This window comes from Cytobacillus sp. FSL W8-0315 (genome assembly GCF_038002905.1).
Lineage (GTDB): Bacteria > Bacillota > Bacilli > Bacillales > Cytobacillaceae > Cytobacillus > Cytobacillus pseudoceanisediminis.
Window position 1 is genome coordinate 3,746,514 of the sequence record NZ_JBBOOC010000001.1, and the last position, 23,580, is coordinate 3,770,093.

The following is a 23,580-nucleotide window of genomic DNA, read 5'->3' on the forward strand; positions in this document are numbered from 1 at the left end:
CAAAAGAAAAAAGCTGCGTTTAGCAGCAGATTTTGAACATAAGAATCCGTAAGTTGAATTCAACAAAAATTGCATCAATCCTCCGTGGATCAACGCTAATAATAAAGTCATATTTAGCTTTATCTGATCTGTGAAACTTGATAATTATTCTTTCCGTTCTGTTTTGCTTGATACATAGCTTCATCAGCATATTTCAGCAAATTCCTGACATCCATATTGAAATCATCGCAAAAAGCAATTCCGATACTGGGAGTTATTGAGATAACAACATTCTGCACCGACACTTTATTAGATAGAATGTCGATGATCCGTTCGGCAACATGTTTTGCATTATCGATTGTCGTTTCCGGAAGTAAAATCGTGAATTCATCACCTGCAAGCCTGGCCACAGTATCCTTATTTCCTATACAACCTGTAAGCCTTCTCGCGACTTCTTTTAACAATAAATCTCCTAAGTCATGACCGAAGGTATCATTTATTTGCTTAAACCCATCTAAATCAAGATACAGTACTGCGACTAGCCCTTTATTGAAATTAGCTGATTCAATTGCATGATTAAGTCGTTCTTCAAATAATCTCCGATTAGGCAATTGGGTTAGAAAGTCATAATGAGCCATTTGTTTCAATATTCTTTCTGAGTTTTTACGATCGGTTATATCTTGTATTTGAGAAATAAGGAATAATGGCTTGTTCCCTTCCCGCACTATGGATACTGATAATAACACCCATACAATCTTCCCGCTTTTATGGACATACCTTTTTTCCATCTCAAAAGAGTCTCTTTTTCCTTCCACTAATTCTTGTGTGTAAGATAAATCAGTATCTAAGTCCTTTGGATAGGTTAATGTTTGAAAGTTCGTGGTAAGGAGCTCGTCCTCTGTATATCCAGTAATTTTAGTTAAAGCATGATTTACCCTAATCCATTTTCCCTCTAATGAGACTATCGACATCCCAATCGGAGCAAAAAAAAAGGCCTGATTAAATAAATCTATATTTTTAAACATATTTATATCCTTTTTATAAAAAGTTGAAAAGCATTCCCAATTTTTTTATTTTATCTCAAACTAAACTGGCAAGCAATAAATTTCAACTTTCCTGGTTAGCTTAACAGACAGAAAAGGGAGTAAGGAGAAAAGAGCTGCAAAAACCGTACGGAGTATTACTCACCATTATATATAAACCTGCCCCGTTTGTTCAATATGAGTAAGAAATTGCGGCAGTCCAAGTGACATTGAAATTGACAGCATCTTGGCACTACATTTTAATGGCACAATATTTATCGTCCATTATAAATTATAATGTCAATTGCTATCTCAAAAACGATAAAATAAGTTAAAAACCTTATAGGAAAATGACGTGTGCCAATTCACACGTCATTTTTATGCCCTTTTTCAATAAATCACCCGAAAGAGGAACCCTTTTCCTTAGAGTGGAGGCTTCTTTTTCGTCGTTATTCATTCAGATTCTCTTGTCTCCAGTTTTATTTCCTTTTACTGCCGATTTTCTGCAACGTTTCTGTAAAATCAGCCGCTGGGCTGGCATCCTTCATGCTCTGCATCAATTATCCAGGATATGATGGTCGTACTGTCCCGGACATCCCTATCTTTTATTATCTTTAATAGCTCACGGACCCCATCCTCATTCCCGAATAAGCTAAAAAGATTAAATATTTCTCTTGGTTCAGCAAAGTTGGTGTTGGGACATTCCGTCAGCCCATCTGTTGTTAAAAAAATATGATTCCTGCCTCTTCTGAGCTCCTTTGTACCCGAGCTATAACAGGGAACCGGCAAATCAAACGTATTGACTTTGCCCACCCATTCATAAAAACTTCGGTGGTTTTGCTGATATTCGTTAAATGCAGCCAGTTCAGGGTGGAATAAATGCAGAATACAATCCCCGATCGATAGCCACCAAAGAAATGAGCCTTTTCTGATCACACATAAAAAAGCTGTTTCACCTTTAATCCTTCTGCATTCCTCCTTGAAACCCTGACTTTTAAATTGTTTAAGCAGTAATCCGCCAACTTGTTCAAACACTTCCCGGGGCGGCAGCACTAATAAAGCAATGATTTCCGTTTTCATTGATTTGACCGTTTGAATAACTAACTCAGCGCTTTCCGCAGTAGTATGGGCATCCAGTAAAATAGTAAACTCCCAATCTTCGTTATTACCTGTCCATAACAGGCAGCCGTCTTCATTTTTATTTTGCCCAGCATTCCTGTTTCCGCCGAAACGCCCTAATACCATTCTACCGATATGCTGAATGCTTATTTCATCCAGGTAAGGCTCCTCACTGCCAACCCAGGAATATTCTAATAAATTCATTGAAATGGCCCCTTCCATGTTTTAACATAATAATATTTATTAATAAGAATATGTCAACAAAAAAGAGAACCTCAATGGTCCTCTAAGCAATACTTCTTCATTTTTTCCCCTGTCACTCTTGTAATTAGAAAGAATCAGCTTCCAGCTTGTAAATCGATCAAAGGAAAATGTCTGTTTATTAACACCAATAAGGGCCCTAAACAGGCCCTATCTTTATTTCTTCAAACGATACACTCTAGCTTCATAAGGCTTGAGTGGCAGATTTTCAATTTCTTCATTTTCATCTGCATTCAGGTTGGAAATCAGCAGTTCCTTAGAAGAGTACCGGACATGGACTGGAAGTTTAAAGTCAGGAGTTTCTTCACTGAAGTTGCAGATCACAAGCAGCTGGTCATCTCCAAGAGTTCTTGTAAAGGCGAAGATCTGCTCATCTTCTTCCATTATTAAATCGAATGTGCCATAAACAATCACTTCATTTTGCTTTCTAAGCTGAATGAGCTTTTTATAAAAATGGAAGATGGAATCTTCATCTTTAAACACTGCTTCAGCGTTAATTCTCTCATAATTTGGATTCACATTAATCCAAGGCGTTCCGTCGGTAAAGCCTGCATTCGGGCTGGCATCCCACTGAACAGGCGTTCTCGCATTATCCCGGCCTCTCTCATGAATGCCTTTAAAGATTTCATCATATGTTAGGGAATCCGGTGTAAGATCACGGTATGCATTTAACGTTTCGATATCACGGTAATCATTGATATCAGTGAACTTTACATTTGTCATGCCGATTTCTTCGCCCTGGTAAATATAAGGCGTCCCCTGCATCATATGCAGACATGCCGCAATCATCTTACCAGAAATAACGCGGTATTCCTCTGATTCATTTCCCCATCTGGAGATGGCACGAGGCTGGTCATGGTTGCTCCAGTACAAGCTGTTCCATCCATCTTCCTCCAGACCCTTTTGCCACTTGCTGAAAATCTCTTTCAATTCAGTCAGTTTCCAAGGACGCGGATCCCATTTGCCGTATTGCCCGTCGCCAAGCCCTACATGTTCAAAATGGAAAACCATATTCAATTCATTTCTGTCTTTGCCTGTATAGAGCTTGCCTTCTTCTACTGTTACACCCGGCATCTCCCCAACCGTAATGGTATCATACGGGCTAAGGGCTTCTTTGTTCATTTCCTGCAGGAATTGATGAATTCTTGGTCCATTCATATAATACTTGCTGCCGTCCCCATATTTGTGTCCTTCACGAATCTCCCCCTGTGGATAGCTGGTATCTTTTGAAATGAAATTGACGACATCCATGCGGAAACCATCAATCCCTTTGTCCAGCCAGAAGCGCATCATATCATACACTTCATTTCTTAATACAGGATTTTCCCAATTCAAGTCAGGCTGTTTCTTACTGAAAAGGTGCAGGTAATATTCACGTGTTTCTTCATCATATTCCCATGCACTTCCGCCAAACGCAGCGCCCCAATTCGTAGGAGGTTCGCCGTTGTCTGTTTTCTTCCAAATATAATAATCTCTGTAGGGATTATCTTTGGATTTTCGTGATTCCTGGAACCACTGGTGTTCATCGCTTGAGTGGTTGACAACGAGATCCATCATGATTTTGATGCCGTGCTCATGGGCTTTGTCCAGCATACCGTCGAAGTCATTCATATTTCCGAACTCGTCCATGATATTGCGGTAATCTGAGATGTCATAGCCATTATCATCATTAGGCGATTGGTAAACGGGGGATAGCCAGATGACATCGATCCCCAGTTCGCTTAGATAAGGAATTTTTTCAGTGATTCCGTTGATATCTCCAATCCCATCCCCATTGGAGTCATTAAAGCTTCTTGGATAAATTTGATAAATGACACTTTCTTTCCACCATGTTTTGTTCAATTTATTACAACTCCGATCTAAGAATAATATTTATTTTATAAAACCTTTCATTACATCGCTTATAATCCATTTCTAGGCAAAGGTATACATAATAATCATAGTGCAAGTTCCATTAAGCAGGACGCAGATGAAAGATCTGTGCTGAAATGGGCCTTGGAAAATATACAGGAGTAGCGGCAGTCTGGCCATTTTCCGGTCGCTGATCAAAACGAGGTGCAGCATGTAGTCATTCCATGCACCAAGACTTGTGATGATGGCCACCGTTGCATTCAGGAATAGCACGAATATAGCCAATATAGATAAAAATAATATCGGAAAGATTGAAAGCGATATACAAAATGATCAATCCAAGCAGCTCATCCATACCCCAGGCACTCGTATGCATGACAAGCTGCTGAATGAAGATCGGGAAAGGAATGGACATTGAATTTAAATTTGTTATTTGTTATTTAGCTCTCAATTACGTAAACGTTTACGTAATTAAGCCGAGAAAAAGAGAGTTATTTTTTCCTCTCTTTCACACTCATTCTTTCAATGATTCTATGCGGCATAATCCGGCTTTCCGGAATTTCGCCAGTTTCCATTATGGTAAAGAGCATTTCTGCGGCAGCCTCACCCATTTTTGCGAGAGGCTGTCCCACTGTTGTCAGCGGCGGAATGGACATCTCAGCAAGGTTTAAATTATCGTACCCCATAACAGATATCTCATCCGGGACCTTAATTCCTAATTGATAAGCTGCTGATAAGGCCCCGATAGCCATTTCATCACTTGCTGCAAATATCGCTGTAACATCCGGGAACTGCCCGATTAGCTTTTTCAAGCCCTCGATCCCATCAGGAAATGCAAATCCCCTGCTGAACACAACATTTTCGGAACCCAGCGATATGCCATGATCTGAAAGAGCTTTCTTAAAGCCTTCAATCCTCGGAATCCCCGCGATGATATCATCCTTTTTTCCGCTTATCATTCCAATTTTGGTATGCCCCTTGCCGATTAAATACTTGGCTGCAGCATATGCTGCATGAAAATCGTTGACCTTTACAAAAGGCACGGGGTACGCATAGGACTCGGTTGAAAGCAAAATAATCGGCATCTTGGTTTTAGCTACAAATTGATAATACTCTTCTTTTAATATTTCACTTGCAAAAATTATCCCGTCTACCCTTTTTTCGATAAGCAGCTGGAGATATTTCATCGTTTTTTCGCCATTTGATTCTGTATGGCAGACGATCACACTGGAACCGTTGTCATTTGCAGCCTTTTCAATGCCATCCAGCAGATCGGTAACCAGAGAACTGGAAAGCTTCGGGAAAAGCACCCCAATCGTATGTGTTCTTTTGTTAATTAATCCTCTTGCCACTGCGTTTGGCTGGTATCCCAGCTCTTCAATCACTTTAAGAACCTTGAATTTTGTTTTTTCCGAATAGCCTCCCTGGTCATTCAAAATCCTGGAAACGGTTGCAATGGAGACATTTGCTTTTTTGGCAACATCTTTGATGGTATTAGTCATATCCCACCTGCTTAAAATTGATGTATTATTTTTGGTGCGAAAACGTTTACGTTGTAACATTATCATCCCTTGTATGCATTTTCAATATATTTTTTATGATTTTTTGAAATTAGTATATCCATGAATTAATTAAAAAGGAGCCTAAAGGGGCCCCTTTCAAGAGTATATTCTGCGCTCTAGAAGCTTATTTATTTTTACAAATTAGTCCTTAAATGACTTCTTAATTATAAAAACGGGCTAATTCAATAACCGCACTCCCGATCCTCTCGGCTTCCGGAAAAATGACTCTTTCAATTCCTTCTTCATGTAAAGCTTGTGCAGTTACTTTTCCAACTGATAAAGCCACAACCTGTTCTGATAGACAACTTTTCAATTGCGTATCTGCCTTCTTTTTCCGGGCGAAGGTGAATAAATTCCTTACTTGAGGTGTGCTGGTGAAAAATACTGAATCAAGCTTTCCGTCAAGGAGCTCGGACAGCAGCTGATTCATTACATTTTCATCAGGAGGAATATGGGTATATGGCAGTATTTCTTCATAGTCCGCATGGTTATCTTCCAGCCACTGTTTAAGGCGTGGTGCCGGGTCCCCGTGAAGCTGCAGGGCTACTTTCCGGCCTGTTAGGGAATGAGCTGAGAACTCTCGGATTAAGCCTGCCGTACTTCCGTCATCATCCCGCACTGAAGGTGTGATATCAAGTTTTTTCAGAGTATTAACGGTTTTATAACCCCTTGCTGCAATATTTGCTTTTTGCAGGCTGTTGATTAGGGCGTCACCCTCATTCATATCAAGAGCCGTTTGATATATGGTTTCGACCCCGATTCCGGTAGTAAAAATAATCCATTCAAAGCTTTCCTTTATTAGCAGTCTTACATGATCCTGGAGTTTATCGTCTTTGAGCAGTGTTGTCCCCTGGGCTGGCCTGCTGAAGGCAATCCCTCCCTGATTCTCCACCAATTTGCCAATTTCTTCTATTTTCCGAGAACCTAAAAGTGCAATCCTTTTGCCAGCAAGCTTCCTCATCTTAATCCCCCTAGAAATGTATCTTTTTATTTTTAATTATAAAGGTTGAATGTTTATTTATCACATAATATTAGGCTTGAACCAGATTTAGCTAATGCATAATGGTATTCCACACTGAATCAAAGTAAACACCCTTACTTTTGTTTATTTGATTTTACCTGCTTTATAAAAGTATTTAGTTTGGTATGTGACTTATTTATTTTCGAATAGAGGAGTTATCCAGCAAAAAAAACTGCCCGCAGGATTTCCCGCAGACAGTTTTTGAATTATTTATCAGCTGGCTCTTCTTCAGCCATTTCTTCAGTTACTTCGTTCTTCTTGTTGACCCCATTGCTTTCTGCTTTGTAATCGTACTTTGAACGATCAACCGGTTCGAAGTTTTCCGGTGTGTAGAAGCGGAGAAGATCTCCGTTTACGACTTTATCAGATAGCGCCAATTTCTGCTCGGCACTTTCCTGAAGTTTTTTCGCTTCTTCAAAACGGCTTTCATCCAGCAGTTCACCAGTTGTTGAGTCATAGAACTTTCCGTCAACAGATGAAATGGTTGGACTCATGAAATCTCCGTTACGGAAAGGAACAAGATCATCATGCTGTTCTGATAATAAGTCTGTACCGAATTGCAGATACTGTTTAGTATCAATGCCAAGCAAGTGCATCAATGTTGGCATCAAGTCGATCTGACCGCCAAATTCATGGTTTACCCCGCCTTCCATGCCAGGTACGCGGATGAATAGAGGCACACGCTGCAGACCGGCACTATCGAACGCTGAAATTTCCTTGCCTAGCACTTGTTCCATTGCTTTATTATGGTTCTTGGAAATACCATAATGGTCACCATACATGACAATCACTGAGTTCTCATACAGGCCGGAAGCTTTAAGCTGCTCAAAGAACTGTTTAAGTGCTTCATCAGCATAGCGGGCTGTCTGGAAGTAATTATCCACTGATTTGTCACCAGTAGTATGAGGCTCAATTGTCGCCAGTTCCTGATCCATATGATAAGGATAGTGATGGGACACAGTAATGAATTTAGAATAGAACGGCTGTTTAAGTGACTTAAGATACGGCATGGATTGTTCAAAGAACGGCTTATCCATTAGACCATAGTCAGCCATGTTTTCTGGTTTTAAATCATAATATCCTGCATCGAAAAAGTTGTCATAGCCAAAGGATTTGTAAATTTCGTTACGGTTCCAGAAACTTCCCGAGTTACCGTGAAAAACTGCAGAAGTATAGCCTTTATCCTTCAGAATTGCTGGTGCTGCATTGTAGGTATTCATGCCCTTTGTTGTAAAGGCAGAACCCTGCGGCAATCCATATAGGGAGTTTTCAAGGATAAACTCAGCATCAGCTGTTTTCCCTTGTGCAGTCTGATGGAAGAAGTTATCAAAATACGTTGTATTTTCTTCTTCAATCAGTGAGTTCAAAAATGGTGTTACTTCTTCACCGTGCAGTTCATAGTTCATCAAGAATGTCTGAATGGATTCAAGGTGAAGGTAGATCACATTCATGCCTTCCGCTTTTCCGAAGTACTTCGGGTTCGGTTCAGCATAATTCGATTTTGTAAAGTTGATGACTTCGGTTGTATCACTGCTATCCGCCATAACTCTTTGCGCGGATGCCTTCGTGCTTTGTACTGCATCATAAATCGTATAATTGTACATGCCTAAATACTTAACAATGTAATTGCGGTCAAAACCTCTTGTCAAAAGTTCAGGGCGGTCTGTTTCAGCCAATCCCAGGTTTGCAAATGAAATGGCCAGAGAAGCATAAATTAATGCTGCTGATCTGCGGCGCGTCAAATCCTTTGTTTCCACTTTTACAACTTTAAATACAAGCAAGCCGGCAAGCACGATGAAATCAAGGAAGAAAAAGATATCAGTCGGCTGTAATAATGAGCTGATGCTTCCGCTGACGTCACCAAAGTTCTGTGTCTGCGTCAAAGTCGGCAAAGTAATAAAATCATTAAAAAAACGATAGTACACTGCGTTCGCAAACAGCAGGAACGATAGCAAGAAATACATTACCATCAAGGCGATATATTTTCTTCTGCCTTTGAAAAAGAATGCAATTCCTAAAAACAGCAATGAAGACCCCAGCGGGTTGATGAATAAAAGGAAATGCTGCAAGGCACTTTCAATGCCTAAGTTAAATTGTGTCATTTGAGTAATATACGTTTTCATCCAGAGCAGAAATACTGCTAAAAAGAAAAAGCCAATATATTTATTTAATATATCCTGACTTTTATGAAGTAAAGTATTCAAAATCATACACCTGCCTTCTAGCACTTTATTCTAACATACTTTGCTAGTAATTTAAAAATCTTATGTTGGCAATCAGCCCAATAATTATTAGTTTACCTGATAAATATTAAGAATCTATGAACATCCAAAAAAGCACTGCACAAGAATATAACTATACTCGCATTTAATAAAATGTCAAGCATGTCCAGATTAAATGCTCTTTTTATGACTATTAAACAGAGTAAGTGCAGTTCACAGCCTAAGCTGGGTGTTGCCCATTAATAAATGCTGCACGTCTATATAGACGAATGAAATGCCATTTGGTTTCACTTTTTATGTAAAAACTTATAAATCTAATTTTTCAAGGAAGGAGAAAAATCAGACAACAGCCAATATATATGAAGAATGTAAACGAATTATACATAAAGGCGGAAATTCCTATGGACCAAAAACAGCAAATAACGAGTATATGGACATTCTTGCTGAGGGCAATTATTTTAATGGATGTGTTTTTGCCTCCCATAAAGTCAAAGTCATCCTGAATGAAGGATATGGACTATCAAGCTATCAATATGCCATTGAAAACACTCCTATTACCAAATTCCGCATTGGGTCTTTGACAAATTCATTTACGGCAGCAGCTACTCTTCTGCTTCACCAGCAAAAGAAGCTGAATCTGTTTGATATGATTCATACTTATATTAATGATTTTCCTGCTGAAAAAGGTGTGACCATTCATCACTTATTAAGTCATTCATCAGGCGTAGCCGATTTTACCTTTTCTCCTGAATACTGGGAAAAATTCATGCGTCTGCCCTCCAGTCTGGAAAAATCCATCAATTGGATTAAGAGGAAGCCTCTGCAATTTCAGCCCGGTAAGGACATGCAATACAGCAATGCAGGATATTTACTGCTAACTGCTTTAATTGAAAAAGTTTCAGATTTACCCTATGAACAATTCCTCCTGGAGAATATTTTTAAACCTCTTCAATTAAAAAATACAGGAATTGATAATGGCCGTAAGATTGTAACGGACTTGGCTTCCGGTCATTCGGTCTGGGAAGAGGCCATTCACCCAGAGTATGTCGCTATGAGCATCCCTCAGGGAGCATATGGAATGTACAGCACTGCAGAGGATTTATTTAAATGTACAGAAGCTTTGCAGAATGGTTTGCTGCTAAACAAATGTATGACATCAAAAATGTTCACTGCCAACCCTGGAGGCTATGGGTATGGCTGGTTTATTAACGGCGAACAAGGGACAGCGAGACACTCTGGGGATATTAATGGCTTTACAAATGAACTGTTAATGAACTTTAAAGAGGATCTGACTATCGTCATCTTGAGTAATATGAATATCACTCCAGCAGACAAAATCTGTGAGGATCTATACCGCATCACTTTAAAAGAAAAGGTGCGAATGCCTCAAAGGTTAGCATACTCAAACGATCCCGTTCCCTGGAGAATGCTGACAGGAGAATACCGGGCGCATGAATTATATGCTGCGGTCCATTGGGGGGGAAAATAAACTATTTGTGACTATGCCAAAAAAATATGGGGCGTTATATAAATATGAAGTAAAACCCATTACCATTGCAGATGACAAAGTATTTTTCAAAATGAATTTTATAAATGAAGATTTTATTTTCGATTTGAAAGGTCAATGCCTCGAGATTGTGGATGTATATGAGCAAAAGCAGACACTGAAAAAACAAACCGCACTTATTAGCTAAGTGCGGTTTTAGTTTACCATAATATTATTATGTTTTTTACCATACTGATTTAAATTCTCCGGATTTTCCTGTGTCACTTGCTGTAAGTATCTCAATATTTTCGGTTACCTTTGTTGTATAAGTAAAATCCCCATAACAGTATGGATAGCGGAAATTATTCTTGTCGCCTCCGCAATTATAAATTTCCGGATTTTTTTCGGCCTGTTTGAGTGAGAATTCTTTCGCGATTTCTTCACTGTGTTTTCCGCCCTGATCTGCAACAAAGTCAATATATCCGATTCCCATATTGTAGGCCTGGATAACGGCAGGAAAGTCTACATTTTTCTGACTGCCATAATTTAGTGCTTTCTGAAAGTGTTTAACACCCTGCTTAATGCTTTGTTCCGGATCCTGAATGGAATTCGGGGGCAATCCAGCTGATTCCGAAGCCTGCATCGGGTCCCCGCCCTTCCCTTTGCTTTCCTGCTGCATGATCGCGGCTAATACGAGAGTATATTCTTCAAGGTTAACTTCCTTCAATTCCTTCTGAAGGATCGGCGTATAATTCTGAACATCCCTTGACACCGTATTAGGCAGTAAGGATACCGCTGTTTCCTTAATATTAAGCTGCTTGAATTGATCAAATAAGACAAAAATCAGAACCAAAAAAAATAACAGGAATGCTACATTTGATCTGCGTTTTGTACGCTTTTTGCTTTTTTTGCGTTTCATTGCTGCTCTCCCGGTTTCTCTATTATTTCAGATTATCATTATAGCAGAAAATACTGATATTTTAATAGGAATAGCTCCTTTAGAGAAGACCGGAAGAAGGTTTTCCGGAAAGTTCGGTTTTTATCATTGGTTTTTATCTGCCTGAATTTTGGTTTAACCCAGCATTTAAATTATATCGGTCAGTTTGCTTACACCGGCTTTCTGCTATACATACCAAATGAAGTAACTGAGCCTTCCTGTCTCCGCTGATTACTTCTTCCTCTTCACCATAATTCCGGCCTCTTCCTCAAGAGGCTTAATGACTGCCGACATATCCTGATCGCCATGGCCTTGCTCAGCGGCTGTCTGGAATGCTTTTTCAGCCAGTTGCCCGGTAAATTGGTTTAAGCCGGCTTCCTGTAAAAGCTGGTTGGCAAGCCGGACATCCTTGTGGACATATTTCACAGCTCCTCCTGGTGTGAAGTGGCGATCGAATACGTATTGTTCCATATGCCTGCGCAGGATTCTGCTGTCGCCATAGCTTGTCTTCAGCACTTTTAAGAGCTGTTCGGAATCCAGCCCATAAGCAGATCCGGCTACCATTGCCTCTGATGCAGCCAGAGAGTGAACAGCAACAAGATACTGATTAATCAGCTTGGCAATGCTGCCTGAACCCGAAGGTCCCAGATATTCTATGGTGTCACCGAGCATCTCCAGTACCGGCTTAACTTTTTGAAAAGCCACTTTTCCGCCGCCTGCCATGATCGTTAATGTCCCGCTTTCTGCTCCTTCAGGACCTCCGCTAACCGGACAATCCAGATAACTGATCTTTTTTGCATCTGTCATCTCAAAGATAGTTTTACTCGTGTCTGCCCCTACCGATGTGAAGTCAACGCATATCGTTCCAGGCTTGGCACTTTGAATGATCCCCTCTTTACCTGTATAGACGTTCAGCACATCGTCTGGCATAGAAAGACAGGTACACACGACTTGACATTGGCTGGCCAGATTGCTGATCGTTTCCGAATAAAAGGCACCCAGATCAATAAGGGGCTGTGCTTTTTCAATTGTCCGATTATGAACGATGACGTGAAAGCCATTGCCCAGGAGGCGCTTGGCCATCCGCGAGCCCATTACTCCTGTTCCAATAAATCCAATCTTCATGATATCACCCCTTTCTGCCAGGCAAAACTCTCTTCACTTCTGCCTTGCGGATTATATTCAAGACCAATTAAGCCTCGATAGTGTTTACTCAAATATTGAAGAATATCGGTATAATTCATTTCACCTGTCCCTGGCTGCTGTCTGCCCGGATGGTCAGCAATTTGCACATGCGAAACCAGCTCAGCGTATTTTTGATACATGGAAAGAGAATGGCCATAAATTCTTTCAATATGGTAAAAGTCGAATTGAAGCTTCACATTCGGCAAAGCGACACGATGGATTATGTCTGATGCCTGATGGATATCATTTAAGAAATAGCCAGGCATGTCGAATGGGTTGATAGGCTCAATTAATAGGGTTATCTCATGCCTAGACATTGCAGTGCCCGCATAAAGGAGATTTTCTATAAATACTTCCAGATTATTGTCTGGGTGTATCCCCGCCATACAATGTATCTTTTTAACTCCAAGGCCATTTGCATAACGGATCCCCCTTTCAACTGATTTTCTAAATTCCTCTATACGTACGGGGTCTGCTGCCAGGCCACGGTCCCCTTTTTCCCATTGACCTGGCGGCAGGTTAATTAAGTCCATCGATAACTGATTTTGCTTAAGCTCTGCTTTGATTTCTTCTATTGTAAATGTATATGGAAACTGGCACTCCACATAAACAAAACCAGCTTCACGGGCTTTTTTAAACCGCTCCAAAAAAGGAACTTCTGTAAAAACGGTTGAAAGATTAACAGAATATCTATTCATGATAGCCTCCTGGAATAGGGTTATTGTTAATAAAATGGTCTTTTCTCATAGATTGTTGTTTTTGGTTTTGAAATCAGCGGGGAGGACGTAAGCCTCCTGCTGGAGTCAAGTGACCTCAGCTCCAATCAACTCAGCAAATTAAACGAAGGTATTTAGAAAGAAGGAGACTTCACAAAAATAGCCTTTAAAACACGCAGAACTTTAAATATCTGATCCTGTTGAAGGCCCTTTTAGTTCATAGCCATTTGCAAAGTACTGTATCGTTTCTAGCTCATTGCCATTCAGTTCACGATTGACACTGGATTGATAGGCATTCTTCATTTCTTCCATTTGTCCTTCGAATTCTTCTGTTAGTCTTGCTGCCTTCCTGAGCATGGCCGTTTCCACCTGGTACTCTGCCTTTGAGATGGCCGTCCCGTGGGACAAAATATATGTATCTGCATCAAACTGTTCCAGTGCATCCAATAGCTGAAGCACACAGTCTGCTGTGTAATTCCATTTACTTGCGTAAAGATTCGCGTAAATCGCATCGCCGAGAAATAATATTTTTTCTTCTTTTATATATACCACCACCGAGTCTGGAGAATGGTCCCCGCCGACTCTTTGCAGTTGGCAGCTCACACCGCCAAGATCGATTTCAAGAATATTCTCAAAAGTGATATCTGGAAGTTTAACCTTAATGCTTCGATCATTACCATACTCGTTCTTAATAGCGCTCGCGCAAAATTCTATTTCGATTCCGCTTTTCACACGTTCATCCAATGCCTCATCTGTCCATTGGTAAGGGATTAGCTTTTCCATTTCAGCTTTGGTGAGATTAGAAGCAATAGATGGAATATCCAGTGCAGGCAGGCCGAAAATATGATCCCAGTGCCAATGAGTCAGGACCACCATCCTCGGTGAAGGTATTCGCAGTTTCTCCAGCTCGCTTAAAAACAATTGAGCATGTGCTTCAGAATTGCCTGCATCAATCATCAAAGTCATTTGATCCCCGACCACAGCCCCTAAAATAGGACGGTCAGTTTCTGAAACAGGAGTTTGATACCAAACCCTGTGCTTAAGTTTTTCTAAAGTTTGCATAAAATCCTCCCTCCGATTCTTTTGTACATTAATTCGTTAAAAGTGAATAGAATCCTTTTTCTCTATTATATAGAAAAAACTGCTCAATACTTGAGCAGCCCCATTTTATGATTAAGATTCGCCTTTATAAACAAAGTAATCAAAATCGGCAAATTGATTTTGGCCGGAAGTGTCCTGACATTGCATGCCGACGAATGCACCTGTAAAAAAACCGCCGCCCTTTATGTAATCATCCGATAATTTATGGGATTGGAAAGGAACTGCAAGTTCTGTCCAGTTCTCACCGTCGAATGAATAAGAATAATTATATTCATGGATATGGACATTTACACGAAGGTAAACATATTTCACTTCTGCCGGGATTTCAATTTCACTCCCTTTTAACGGCTGGGAGAAAGTAAAATTATCGCATGACACCAATTCCAGGATTCGTCCTTTATCTTCATCCCAGCTGACCTGGCATGACGTCCAGTTTTCAGTATTATAATAATTAACGAGACCGGCAGATTGCTGGAAGGTTTCGGGCTCAAATGCCACCTTTGTTTCAGCAGTAAAAGAAAAGTGCTGCCATCTTCTCGCTATGAAGGCCTGTGTAAATTTGGATGTTAAGCTTTCTTTCCCATATAACCGAAGATGGCCAGGGTTATCCTTCAAAGAAACAATATTCTCACCGAGCGGAATCCTTAAATTCTGGAAATGCAGGTTTAGGGTTTCACTATCAAAATCGTCTTTTTCCGGAAAATCTCTTCCCCACTTTACTTCCTTAATCTTTGGCCCTTCTATTTCAAGGGCAGGCTCGTTCCCGCCAGTTACATAAGGCCAGTCATTCTTCCATTCCAGCCTTTGTATGGCAGTCTCCCTTCCAAGAGGACAATAACCGCGCGGGTCAAGTAAAGGATGACCCTCTCTTGTTAAGGGGCGTCCTGTAAGATGGACAAGAAACCACTCATCTGTGTGAGTTTTTACCATTGAAGCGTGACCTGCCTTTTGCAGAGGGTTCCTCGGTGACCCGAAAGATGAAATGAGCGGATTTTCAGGGTGTACTTCATATGGCCCCCTTATGTTCTTTGATCTCGCAATGGTGGCCTGATGATCATATTTAGTTCCGCCTTCAGCAGTCAGCAAATAATAATAACCATTGATTTTATACAAATGCGGAGCTTCTGTCAGTTTGATATCAGTCCCCTTGAAGATGACCTCCGCTTTCCCTTTCAGCTTTTGCTTCTGTACGTCATATTCCTGCAAAGCGATTCCGTAAAAGTTGTGATGGCCGGCACGGTGATCCCACACCATGTTGACCAAATATTTTTTTCCGTCCTCATCATGGAACATAGAAGGGTCAAAGCCTGAACTATTTAAATACACAGGATCAGACCATTCCCCTTCTACGCTTTCACATACTGAAAGGTAATTATGGCAATCCTTCCACTGGCCATCCACCACTTTTACATCCGTATAAATAAGCCAGAACCGGCCATCGTGATAGGATAAAGCAGGTGCCCAAATCCCGCCTGAATCCGGACTTCCTGTCATATTCAGCTGGCTTATCCGGTTTAATGGCCTTGCAGCCAGACGCCAATTTTTCAGATCCTTAGAATGATAGATTCCAACACCGGGAAACCACTCAAAAGTGGAAACAGCAATATAATAATCTTCTCCCACCCGGCAAATGCTCGGATCAGGATTAAATCCTGTTAAAATCGGATTGCGTATAAGTGCCATTTGACCATACCTTTCATTTTATTATTCCTTAAATATGTCTGCTTAAGCCCGAATGCCTGAACTGTTCAAGCTGCCGGTGCTTTTGCCTCGCTTCAATTTTCCTAAAACTGTACATTCCCCCATACATCAAAATCCATGTAATGGAAACAGCGCTAAAGAAGGGAATAAATGCAGGACTGTACAAAAGCAGAAAAATGATGGATCCGGCAGAGGCTGCTATGATCAGGGTAAGATGCAGGTTAAGGATCCCAAGTAAACATGAATTTTTTATATATTCGCTAACTCTTAAATCGTAATGTACATAAACCGGAAAAAGATACATCAGAGTAATGAAATAAAGAGCTGATATAATAAGCAGCAGTACGAAAAACATCAGCTGCAGAACCCCTTCTAAGCCATTTACAAAATGCAAATCCAAAAGAATGAACCCCGCGCAGATGACAAGTATGAAACCAAGCAAATTAGATTTAGTAAATTCCTTTTTATAGATTGATAGGAAAGTATCCCAAACAGGCACTTCTGTCTCTTTCATCTGCCACTTGCGGACGATAGTGAAGAGGGATACGGTTGCAGGCATGAAGCCAAATACGATTAGCCCCGCCATCGTAAATAACAGCCAGAGCAAGTTAACATAAGCAAGCTTCATGATCCATTCACATATTGTAAATAGCTTGCCCAGCATATTTTGCATGTTTGTCACCTCCTCTGATTCAAATCATTAGCCTTTAACCGAACCAGATGCTATTCCCTCAACGATGCGATTGCTTAATATCAGAAAGGCAATTAATATTGGCAGGATGCTGATGACCAGTGTGGCACCTATAGCACCCCAATCCGTAGTATACTGGCCAATGAAATTCTGGATTCCAACTGTAAGTGTCTTAAAGCTATCCGAACTGATAAATGTATTCACAAATACAAATTCATTCCAGTTGTAAATCATATTAATAATCGCAGCCGTTGCCATTACCGGCATCGTCATAGGCAGTGTGATTTTAAAGAAAATATGATGGATGGATGCACCATCCATGACTGCTGCTTCTTCTACCTCCCTTGGCAAAGCTTCATAGAAGCCCAGCAAAATCATAATGGTGATTGGAAGGTTGAAAGCTGTGTAAGTTAGAATAATGGATAGCGGATTATCAATCAGATTGATATTGGTAAAAGTGCTGAATAAAGGGATCAATGTCGAATGGACCGGTATCATTAAACCGACCATAAACAGTCCCAGCACCAGCCTGCTGCCTTTCCAATGCATTCTCGTAATGGCAAAGGTAACCATGCTGGCTAAAACAACAGTCAGAATGACAGCTGCAAGGGTGTACGTTACACTATTTATAAAATAGAGGCTGATGTTTCCTTCCGTCCAAACCTTTGCGTAATTTTCCCATTTAGGGTTTTCCGGCAATGAGAATGGAGACATATTGAATACTTCCTGGTTGCTTTTCAGGGAAAAAAGAAATAGCCAGATAATCGGGAAAATCTGAAACACGGCGACAAGAACCAGGAACACATACATGATGCCATATGCTAAACGGTTCACAATCGGTTTTGAGACAAGCTTTGTGTCCAGTCCATTTCCTATGCGTGGGGCGCCATCAGGTTTTACTGTTTCCATACATTTTCCTCCCTTCCATTAATAGATATCTTCATTAGCAGCTGTAAATCTGCGGATGATGTAAGTAACAACAAGACAAATGACCAGCAGGAAAAATCCGATGGCACTCGCATATCCAAAGTCAAAACCCTTAAATGCTTTCTGATACATATAAGACGCCATTACTTCGCTTGCTCCATTCGGACCGCCTCCGGTCATGACATAGATCAGGTCAAAGTATTTCAGCGAGCCTACGACTGCTAGAACAATTGTTACTTTAATTACATTCATAATCAAAGGGAGCTTTATTTTAAGGGCAATCTGCCAGGGAGAAGCCCCATCAATTCTTGCTGCTTCAATAAGTGATTCAGGAATATTTTTTAATGCTGCATAATAAATGAGAATATAAAAACCGGCGTATTGCCATATAATTGGTATAATGATGGCATAGAGTGCGAGATTGGCATCCGCTAGCCATGCAGGCGGATCTTCAATGCCGATAGCTACTAACACTGTGTTCAGCATGCCATTTGAAGGGTGGTATATCTTCATCCAAAGCTGTGCAATTGCGACTGATGCCAGCAGCATGGGGATCAGGTATATCTTCCTTAATAAATCTGCACCTTTGATTTTACTGGCGAGGATAATGGAAATGAACAAGTAGCCGATCAGACTTAATGCAGAAAACAGGGCCAGCAAAAAGGAATGCAATGCACTTTTCCAAAAGAGTGCATCTTTCATCAGTACCTTGTAATTCTTTAGGCCGATGAAATCCATTTCTCCAATGCCATTCCATTTCATTAAACCAAAGTAGCCTGTCTGTATAATCGGCACATAGATCAGCGCAAGGACCAGGAAAAGGGCAGGTGTGATGTACAGTGCGATGACTTTTTTATTGGAAAGCACTTTATTCATTTCATTTCAGCTCCTTCCTGTTAGAATTAGAAAGGATATACCCCAACAGCAGATATATCCTTTTTTCGGGAAGGCTGTTAATTCCCTTCCTCAGCCTTAAGAGCCTCTTCATGCTGTTTGGCATAATCAGCTGGTTTTACTTCATTGCCGAACAGTGATTGGATAAGGTTTAAATGTGTTTCTGCAACCGAAGCACTCATTTGGACATCAGCAAATAAGGTTAAGCTGCTGGCTTTATTTAACTCATTTAAAACATCAATATACAGTTCCGGAAGATCCACTTTACCGGTATCAACCTTCGTGGCAGGAATTACACCCGCTTTTTCAACAGATTGCTCTCCCCATTTTTCAACAAAGAACTTTACAAATTCTTTTGATTCATCTTTAACCTTTGAATTTTCAGCTACGAATAACCCTACTCCCGGGCCGCCCACCCAGCTGTCGATATTTCCTTTGCCTCCGTCAACGGTCGGGAATTTAAAGAATCCAACCTTTTCCCTGAAATCCTGCGGAATTTCTTCATTCGTCGTAAAATTAGGGAGCTCCCAGGTTCCCATTAGATACATTGCAGCATTGCCGTTCAGGAACTCAGCCTTTCCTTCGTCATTTGAAAGTCCATTATAGCCTTTATTAAATGCGTTCTCTTTGACAAGGTTTTGAACTTCTTCAGCAGCTGATACCAGTGCCGGATCTTCGAACGAACCAGAGCGGTCAATGGCTTTATTAAGAACTTCAGCCCCTCCAATTCGGTCTGCCAGGTACATGTACCACAAGGATCCTGTCCAGCGGTCTTTATTTCCAAGTGCAATCGGGGCAACCCCGTTGTCTGTCAATGTCTTAACAGCATTTTCAAACTCACTGTAAGTGTGGGGTACATCAAGATCATATTTCTCAAAAATTTCTTTATTGTAGTAAATAGGTGCAATGTTCAGCTCAAGAGGCAAACCATAGGTTTTTCCATCGAGAGCGTAGGCTTCCGTAGTCCCGCTTACAAAAGATTCCTTCAAACCATCATTCAGTACATCATCCAGCTCTGCAAATAGATTGCCTTTCACAAATGGGGTCATATATCCGGCTGCCCAGGTAAACCCTACATCCGGCAATTCATTAGAAGATGAAAGAACTTTGATTTTATTTTTGTACTGTTCATTTTCCAGAACTTCGACTTCAATTTTCACATCTTCATGCTCGGCTTCATATTGTTCAATAATATCTGTAACAATCTGATTTTGCTGCTTGGAGCTTCCTGCCGGCCATAAGTGCATGAATTTAATGGTTTTTTTGGAACCGTTTTCACCACTGGCCGTATCGGTGTTTCCGCTGCATCCTGCGAGCGCTGCTGCCAGGATCAGCACTGCAATAAGTATTAATGAATGCGCTTTCTTAAGCATTTTCCTAACCCCCTATTTCTTAATTATTCTAACAATTCTAATGATAACACCACTAAAAAATCGCGGTAAGGTAACCGCGATTGGGAAAAATTCCACTATTTTTAGATGGGAGTTTCATCAAGTTCGGTCAGCTTCCGGTATTTGCTTGGGGTCACACCTTCCGAGTCTTTAAAAAGTTTAATAAAGTACTTGGCTGTTTGATACCCGGCCTGCCGGGCCACTTCATCTATTGGCAAATCCGTGGTTATGAGCAGCTTTTTCGCCAATTGCAGTCTTTTTCTTGTCAAATATTCACTAAAAGTAATGCTGGTCTGCTCTTTAAACATCGCACTAAAATAACTGGCATTCAGATGCACTGCATCAGCGACTTCTTTGAGAGAAATTTGTCCCGGAAGGTTTTCGTTCACATAAGCAATGGCCTGTTTGACAGATGAATTTACATACTCTTTTTTTGCTTCCAGCTCAAGCAGGCCTTGGTCTGCGACTTTTTCCAAATAATCTGCCCTGACCATATGTTCTTCCGTTTCAAGGGCTTCTTCAATTGCCTTTATAAGACTTTCCTTCCGCAGTGGTTTGACCAGATAGTTGAGAACACCAAGCCGGATGGCTTCCTGGGCATATTCAAAATCAGGATAGCCTGAAATTATCATGACAGCCGGCTTGTATCCTTGGTTTCTGATGTTTTTCAGCAGTGCCAAACCAGTCATTTCTGGCATGCATATATCTGTAATAAGCAGGTTCACTCTGGTCCTCTGGAATAACTCTAAAGCTTCCTGTCCATCAGCTGCGCTTAGAATCTCAAGTCTCCCTGCTGACCATCCTTCCAGTGTCTTTTTCAGCCCCTGTCTTGTTGTCTCTTCATCATCCACTATTAAGATTATCTTTGTATTCACCTTTATTTCCCTCCCCCGCAGGTATTACGAACACAACTTTAGTGCCTGAACCCAACTCACTTTCCAGATGAAGACCGCCAAGGGAATAGGCATCATAATAAAGGCTGAGCCTTTTGTTAACGTTTGTCAGCGCCATCCCAATCCCTTTAAATGAAGAAACATTCTCTTTTTTTATCTCCTCGTTTAACTGATGAAGCTCTATCTGATCAATCCCCGGGCCGTTATCCTGCACCGTGATTTTGACCGAGTCCCCACCGGCTGATTCTTCTAATTTGATAAGGACAGTTCCTTGTATTCTCTTATTTTCAATTCCATGCTGTATAGCATTTTCAACTAATGGCTGTATAATCAGTTTTGGTATTTTCACACCAAGGAGCTTGGGCGGTGCAGCAATTTTCCATAACAGTCTTTCGCCAAGCCGCATTTTCATTAGGCGCATATACCGTTCAATATGATCAAGTTCATCATGTATGGTAACCCATTCAGCAGATCTGCGATTCCCGATTGTATATCGGAAAAGTTCAGACATTGAAATGACAATCTCAGCCAATTCCTCTTCCTCTTTCTCCTCCAGGGACCAGTAAAGTGCGTTTAGAGTGTTGTAAAGAAAATGCGGATCAATTTGGGCCTGCAGTGCCTTCAGCTCCGTTCGGGACCGAAGCAATTCTTTTTCATAAACAACCTGTATTAAGTGGTTGGTCCTTTCAACCATTTTATTGTAGGTGTTATTTAATTCAATAAATTCAAGTGAGGAATTACTCTCAGGATTCAGTTTTAATTCATCCATTTTGGCATTTTTCATCGTATTAGTCAGTTTTTTAATCGGTCTGGTGATCATGGTGGCAAGCACTATGGAGGAAATGACAAATAAAAAGAATCCAATGGAAACTGCTAAAATGATTACTGCTCGAACTTTCGTAACGCCCTGCAGCAGAAAACTCATCGGCTTCAGGATGACAAAAGTCCAGCCTGTCAGAGCTGACTTTTCAGTAACAGCCATATATTCCTGATCACGGATCATAATCGATTTTTCCTCTTGCTGGATAATGCTTTTTATGTCGAGTCCATAATCATAAGTAATGGGTGTTAAGTCGCGATCGAGAAGCATCATATAATCGTTTTGTCCGTTTTCTTCACTATTGCCCTGAACCTGAAAATAACTGTTGGAAATACGGACGACAAGATAACCGCCATTCGAGAACCAGCGATCCATAAGACTGACTCTCCGTATGGCTGCAGAATAGCTGGTGTTTCCCTTATCCTTCCCAGTCCAAACAAGCTTCCCCTTTTCCTTGTCAGCGGCCTTCACCCACTTTGAATCGATTACTTTAAAAATATTTTTCCCATCGAATGGATAAATCCTTTTGCCTTCTGCATTATACAGTTCAATTGAAGATATTCCATCTGAGTAGGCATATGTATTATTGATGATTTTTATCAGGGATTCCAATTTTCCATAATCCATGCTTTCCCCTTCAAGCATCTTTAGCAGCATTTGCTGAACAGTGCTATTGGTCATGAGCTGATTAGTCAGAGTATCAATCTGTTTATAAAGCGTTTCCATTCTGCCGTTGGCTTCTGCAGCGGTTTGCTGAACCTGGCGTTCCGCATTTTGCCTGAAAAAGCCGCCTAATTGGTCATAGACAACGAGTGAAACAAATGCCAGGACAAACAGCATGACGCTTAAAAACACTGCTAAAATCTGGTTTCGCAGTGTATTGAATTTTTTTAAAGAAGAAAGAAAACTCTTCATATGAATCACCTATTCTCAGGTTATCTTATATATTTATTTAAATATAGCAGATTTAAAGCTGGATAACATGAAAACCCTTACATTAATTTATTTGGGCTTACATCCTCCATTCTCCTTTTTGAAAGTATGCTAGCATTTTATTTATGGAGAATAAATAGAAAAACTGCTCAATATCTGAGCAGCCCTTGTTCGGAAGTTATTCTATTTCAACGATCATTTCAATTTCTACAGGGGCTCCGCCTGGAAGGGAGGCAAGCCCCACAGCTTTGCGGGCATGTCCATTTTCCTTGCCGAAAATGTCATGAAGCAAATCTGATGCAGCATTAATGACTATAGGATGATTTTTAAAGCTGCTTGTTGAGGCAACGTATCCATCCATTTTGATGATTCTTTTTACTTTATTTAAATCTCCAATGATCCCTTTAAGGGCTGACAGCAAATTCAGCGTACAAATTCTTGCTGCATCCTTTGCTTCCTCGATTGAGATATCTTCCCCGACAATTCCTGCATATTTTTGCGCGCCATTTACCCTGGGTGTTTGTCCGGATAAAAAGACTGTATTGCCCGAGATAACGCCCGGTTCGAAAGGCATTCGGATATCAGCCAATACAGGGAGCTGGATATTCAGCTCTTCCAGTCTTTCTTCAATTCCCTTTTTTACCCCTTCCATCACTATGCCTCCTGGGAAACACTTTGTTTTAATGAAGAATATAGTTGTTTAGTGAATTTAAATGAGCGGTGAGTATAATAGACTTTGGCGAAAGCTTGATTTTCACAAAGTGAGCATTTGATTTCATATGGAGCTTTTCGAATATGAGGAGTTTTTAATATTTGCATGGCTTCTTTTAAATGTGTGCTGCAAACCCACATAATGTCACCTTCTTCT

Annotated in this window: 21 protein-coding genes; 3 read left to right on the forward strand and 18 right to left on the reverse strand. The window is 40.6% G+C overall.

Translation table 11 applies throughout. From position 1 onward, the window contains the following. Positions 1-119: 119 nt before the first annotated feature. The 3 genes from MKY20_RS19125 to MKY20_RS19135 all read right to left on the reverse strand — a co-directional run bounded on the left by MKY20_RS19125 (position 120) and on the right by MKY20_RS19135 (position 4,223). Complete coding sequence (locus tag MKY20_RS19125; protein WP_009330421.1) at positions 120-1,004, reverse strand: sensor domain-containing protein; 885 nt, start codon at positions 1,002-1,004, stop codon at positions 120-122. Positions 1,005-1,523: 519 nt separating this feature from the next. Beyond that, a complete protein-coding gene (locus MKY20_RS19130) occupies positions 1,524-2,324 on the reverse strand; it encodes a protein phosphatase 2C domain-containing protein (protein WP_019382748.1) in 801 nt (266 codons plus the stop codon). Between the two features lie 213 nt (positions 2,325-2,537). Beyond that, positions 2,538-4,223, reverse strand: a complete 1,686-nt coding sequence (locus MKY20_RS19135; protein WP_341002453.1) for a glycoside hydrolase family 13 protein — start codon at positions 4,221-4,223, stop codon at positions 2,538-2,540. 250 nt (positions 4,224-4,473) lie between these two features. On the opposite strand from MKY20_RS19135, the gene MKY20_RS19140 reads away from it, so the two are divergent. Further along, positions 4,474-4,650: a hypothetical protein gene (locus MKY20_RS19140; RefSeq protein ID WP_341002456.1), complete on the forward strand. Its 177-nt coding sequence runs from the start codon at positions 4,474-4,476 to the stop codon at positions 4,648-4,650. A gap of 73 nt (positions 4,651-4,723) precedes the next feature. On the opposite strand, the gene MKY20_RS19145 is transcribed toward MKY20_RS19140, so the two are convergent. From MKY20_RS19145 to MKY20_RS19155, 3 genes are all read right to left on the reverse strand, one after another. Next, on the reverse strand, positions 4,724-5,734 hold the full coding sequence (locus MKY20_RS19145; protein WP_009330424.1) for a LacI family DNA-binding transcriptional regulator: 1,011 nt from the start codon (positions 5,732-5,734) through the stop codon (positions 4,724-4,726). A 220-nt stretch (positions 5,735-5,954) separates the two neighbouring features. Further along, positions 5,955-6,755 (reverse strand): uroporphyrinogen-III synthase, encoded by an 801-nt coding sequence (locus MKY20_RS19150; RefSeq protein ID WP_019382750.1) that lies wholly within the window; start codon positions 6,753-6,755, stop codon positions 5,955-5,957. Between the two features lie 266 nt (positions 6,756-7,021). After that, positions 7,022-9,025, reverse strand: coding sequence for an LTA synthase family protein (locus MKY20_RS19155; protein WP_019382751.1), 2,004 nt, complete (start codon positions 9,023-9,025; stop codon positions 7,022-7,024). A 286-nt stretch (positions 9,026-9,311) separates the two neighbouring features. Between MKY20_RS19155 and MKY20_RS19160 the strand changes: the two genes are divergently transcribed. Next, positions 9,312-10,526, forward strand: coding sequence for a serine hydrolase domain-containing protein (locus MKY20_RS19160; RefSeq protein ID WP_341002461.1), 1,215 nt, complete (start codon positions 9,312-9,314; stop codon positions 10,524-10,526). Positions 10,527-10,539: 13 nt separating this feature from the next. After that, positions 10,540-10,731, forward strand: coding sequence for a hypothetical protein (locus tag MKY20_RS19165; RefSeq protein WP_236888065.1), 192 nt, complete (start codon positions 10,540-10,542; stop codon positions 10,729-10,731). 36 nt (positions 10,732-10,767) lie between these two features. On the opposite strand, the gene MKY20_RS19170 is transcribed toward MKY20_RS19165, so the two are convergent. The 12 genes from MKY20_RS19170 to MKY20_RS19225 form a co-directional block, all read right to left on the reverse strand. Then, a complete protein-coding gene (locus MKY20_RS19170) occupies positions 10,768-11,442 on the reverse strand; it encodes a lysozyme family protein (protein ID WP_009330429.1) in 675 nt (224 codons plus the stop codon). Positions 11,443-11,691: 249 nt separating this feature from the next. Continuing rightward, entirely contained in the window at positions 11,692-12,585 is an 894-nt protein-coding gene (locus MKY20_RS19175) for an NAD(P)-dependent oxidoreductase (protein ID WP_019382754.1), read from the reverse strand. Then, complete coding sequence (locus tag MKY20_RS19180; protein WP_019382755.1) at positions 12,582-13,343, reverse strand: hydroxypyruvate isomerase family protein; 762 nt, start codon at positions 13,341-13,343, stop codon at positions 12,582-12,584. The genes MKY20_RS19175 and MKY20_RS19180 overlap by 4 nt, the downstream gene beginning before the upstream one ends. Positions 13,344-13,544: 201 nt before the next feature. After that, a complete protein-coding gene (locus MKY20_RS19185; RefSeq protein ID WP_019382756.1) occupies positions 13,545-14,423 on the reverse strand; it encodes an MBL fold metallo-hydrolase in 879 nt (292 codons plus the stop codon). Positions 14,424-14,534: 111 nt separating this feature from the next. Further along, positions 14,535-16,145 carry a glycoside hydrolase family 43 protein gene (locus tag MKY20_RS19190; protein WP_009330433.1) on the reverse strand — a complete coding sequence of 537 codons (1,611 nt, stop codon included), beginning with the start codon at positions 16,143-16,145 and terminating at the stop codon, positions 14,535-14,537. Positions 16,146-16,173: 28 nt separating this feature from the next. Next, entirely contained in the window at positions 16,174-16,836 is a 663-nt protein-coding gene (locus tag MKY20_RS19195; RefSeq protein WP_251156584.1) for a YesL family protein, read from the reverse strand. A gap of 27 nt (positions 16,837-16,863) precedes the next feature. Continuing rightward, entirely contained in the window at positions 16,864-17,763 is a 900-nt protein-coding gene (locus tag MKY20_RS19200; protein ID WP_019382758.1) for a carbohydrate ABC transporter permease, read from the reverse strand. An 18-nt stretch (positions 17,764-17,781) separates the two neighbouring features. Further along, positions 17,782-18,657 carry a carbohydrate ABC transporter permease gene (locus MKY20_RS19205; RefSeq protein WP_019382759.1) on the reverse strand — a complete coding sequence of 292 codons (876 nt, stop codon included), beginning with the start codon at positions 18,655-18,657 and terminating at the stop codon, positions 17,782-17,784. A gap of 77 nt (positions 18,658-18,734) precedes the next feature. Then, positions 18,735-20,048: an extracellular solute-binding protein gene (locus MKY20_RS19210; RefSeq protein ID WP_019382760.1), complete on the reverse strand. Its 1,314-nt coding sequence runs from the start codon at positions 20,046-20,048 to the stop codon at positions 18,735-18,737. 101 nt (positions 20,049-20,149) lie between these two features. Next, positions 20,150-20,941 (reverse strand): response regulator transcription factor, encoded by a 792-nt coding sequence (locus tag MKY20_RS19215; protein WP_019382761.1) that lies wholly within the window; start codon positions 20,939-20,941, stop codon positions 20,150-20,152. Further along, a complete protein-coding gene (locus tag MKY20_RS19220) occupies positions 20,910-22,694 on the reverse strand; it encodes a sensor histidine kinase (RefSeq protein WP_019382762.1) in 1,785 nt (594 codons plus the stop codon). The genes MKY20_RS19215 and MKY20_RS19220 overlap by 32 nt, the downstream gene beginning before the upstream one ends. 196 nt (positions 22,695-22,890) lie before the next feature. Continuing rightward, positions 22,891-23,364, reverse strand: coding sequence for a RidA family protein (locus MKY20_RS19225; protein ID WP_217025112.1), 474 nt, complete (start codon positions 23,362-23,364; stop codon positions 22,891-22,893). Positions 23,365-23,580: the final 216 nt, after the last annotated feature.

Bases quoted from the DNA above. Each gene is read 5' to 3' on its own strand.
- MKY20_RS19220 (WP_019382762.1), bottom strand. From the start codon at position 22,694: ATGAAGAGTTTTCTTTCTTCTTTAAAAAAATTCAATACACTGCGAAAC.
- MKY20_RS19200 (WP_019382758.1), bottom strand. From the start codon at position 17,763: ATGGAAACAGTAAAACCTGATGGCGCCCCACGCATAGGAAATGGACTG.
- MKY20_RS19155 (WP_019382751.1), bottom strand. From the start codon at position 9,025: ATGATTTTGAATACTTTACTTCATAAAAGTCAGGATATATTAAATAAA.
- MKY20_RS19175 (WP_019382754.1), bottom strand. From the start codon at position 12,585: ATGAAGATTGGATTTATTGGAACAGGAGTAATGGGCTCGCGGATGGCC.
- MKY20_RS19160 (WP_341002461.1), top strand. From the start codon at position 9,312: ATGCCATTTGGTTTCACTTTTTATGTAAAAACTTATAAATCTAATTTT.
- MKY20_RS19140 (WP_341002456.1), top strand. From the start codon at position 4,474: ATGATGGCCACCGTTGCATTCAGGAATAGCACGAATATAGCCAATATA.
- MKY20_RS19130 (WP_019382748.1), bottom strand. From the start codon at position 2,324: ATGAATTTATTAGAATATTCCTGGGTTGGCAGTGAGGAGCCTTACCTG.
- MKY20_RS19165 (WP_236888065.1), top strand. From the start codon at position 10,540: ATGCCAAAAAAATATGGGGCGTTATATAAATATGAAGTAAAACCCATT.
- MKY20_RS19125 (WP_009330421.1), bottom strand. From the start codon at position 1,004: ATGTTTAAAAATATAGATTTATTTAATCAGGCCTTTTTTTTTGCTCCG.
- MKY20_RS19180 (WP_019382755.1), bottom strand. From the start codon at position 13,343: ATGAATAGATATTCTGTTAATCTTTCAACCGTTTTTACAGAAGTTCCT.
- MKY20_RS19225 (WP_217025112.1), bottom strand. From the start codon at position 23,364: ATGGAAGGGGTAAAAAAGGGAATTGAAGAAAGACTGGAAGAGCTGAAT.
- MKY20_RS19195 (WP_251156584.1), bottom strand. From the start codon at position 16,836: ATGCAAAATATGCTGGGCAAGCTATTTACAATATGTGAATGGATCATG.
- MKY20_RS19145 (WP_009330424.1), bottom strand. From the start codon at position 5,734: ATGACTAATACCATCAAAGATGTTGCCAAAAAAGCAAATGTCTCCATT.
- MKY20_RS19170 (WP_009330429.1), bottom strand. From the start codon at position 11,442: ATGAAACGCAAAAAAAGCAAAAAGCGTACAAAACGCAGATCAAATGTA.
- MKY20_RS19205 (WP_019382759.1), bottom strand. From the start codon at position 18,657: ATGAATAAAGTGCTTTCCAATAAAAAAGTCATCGCACTGTACATCACA.
- MKY20_RS19185 (WP_019382756.1), bottom strand. From the start codon at position 14,423: ATGCAAACTTTAGAAAAACTTAAGCACAGGGTTTGGTATCAAACTCCT.
- MKY20_RS19150 (WP_019382750.1), bottom strand. From the start codon at position 6,755: ATGAGGAAGCTTGCTGGCAAAAGGATTGCACTTTTAGGTTCTCGGAAA.
- MKY20_RS19210 (WP_019382760.1), bottom strand. From the start codon at position 20,048: ATGCTTAAGAAAGCGCATTCATTAATACTTATTGCAGTGCTGATCCTG.
- MKY20_RS19190 (WP_009330433.1), bottom strand. From the start codon at position 16,145: ATGGCACTTATACGCAATCCGATTTTAACAGGATTTAATCCTGATCCG.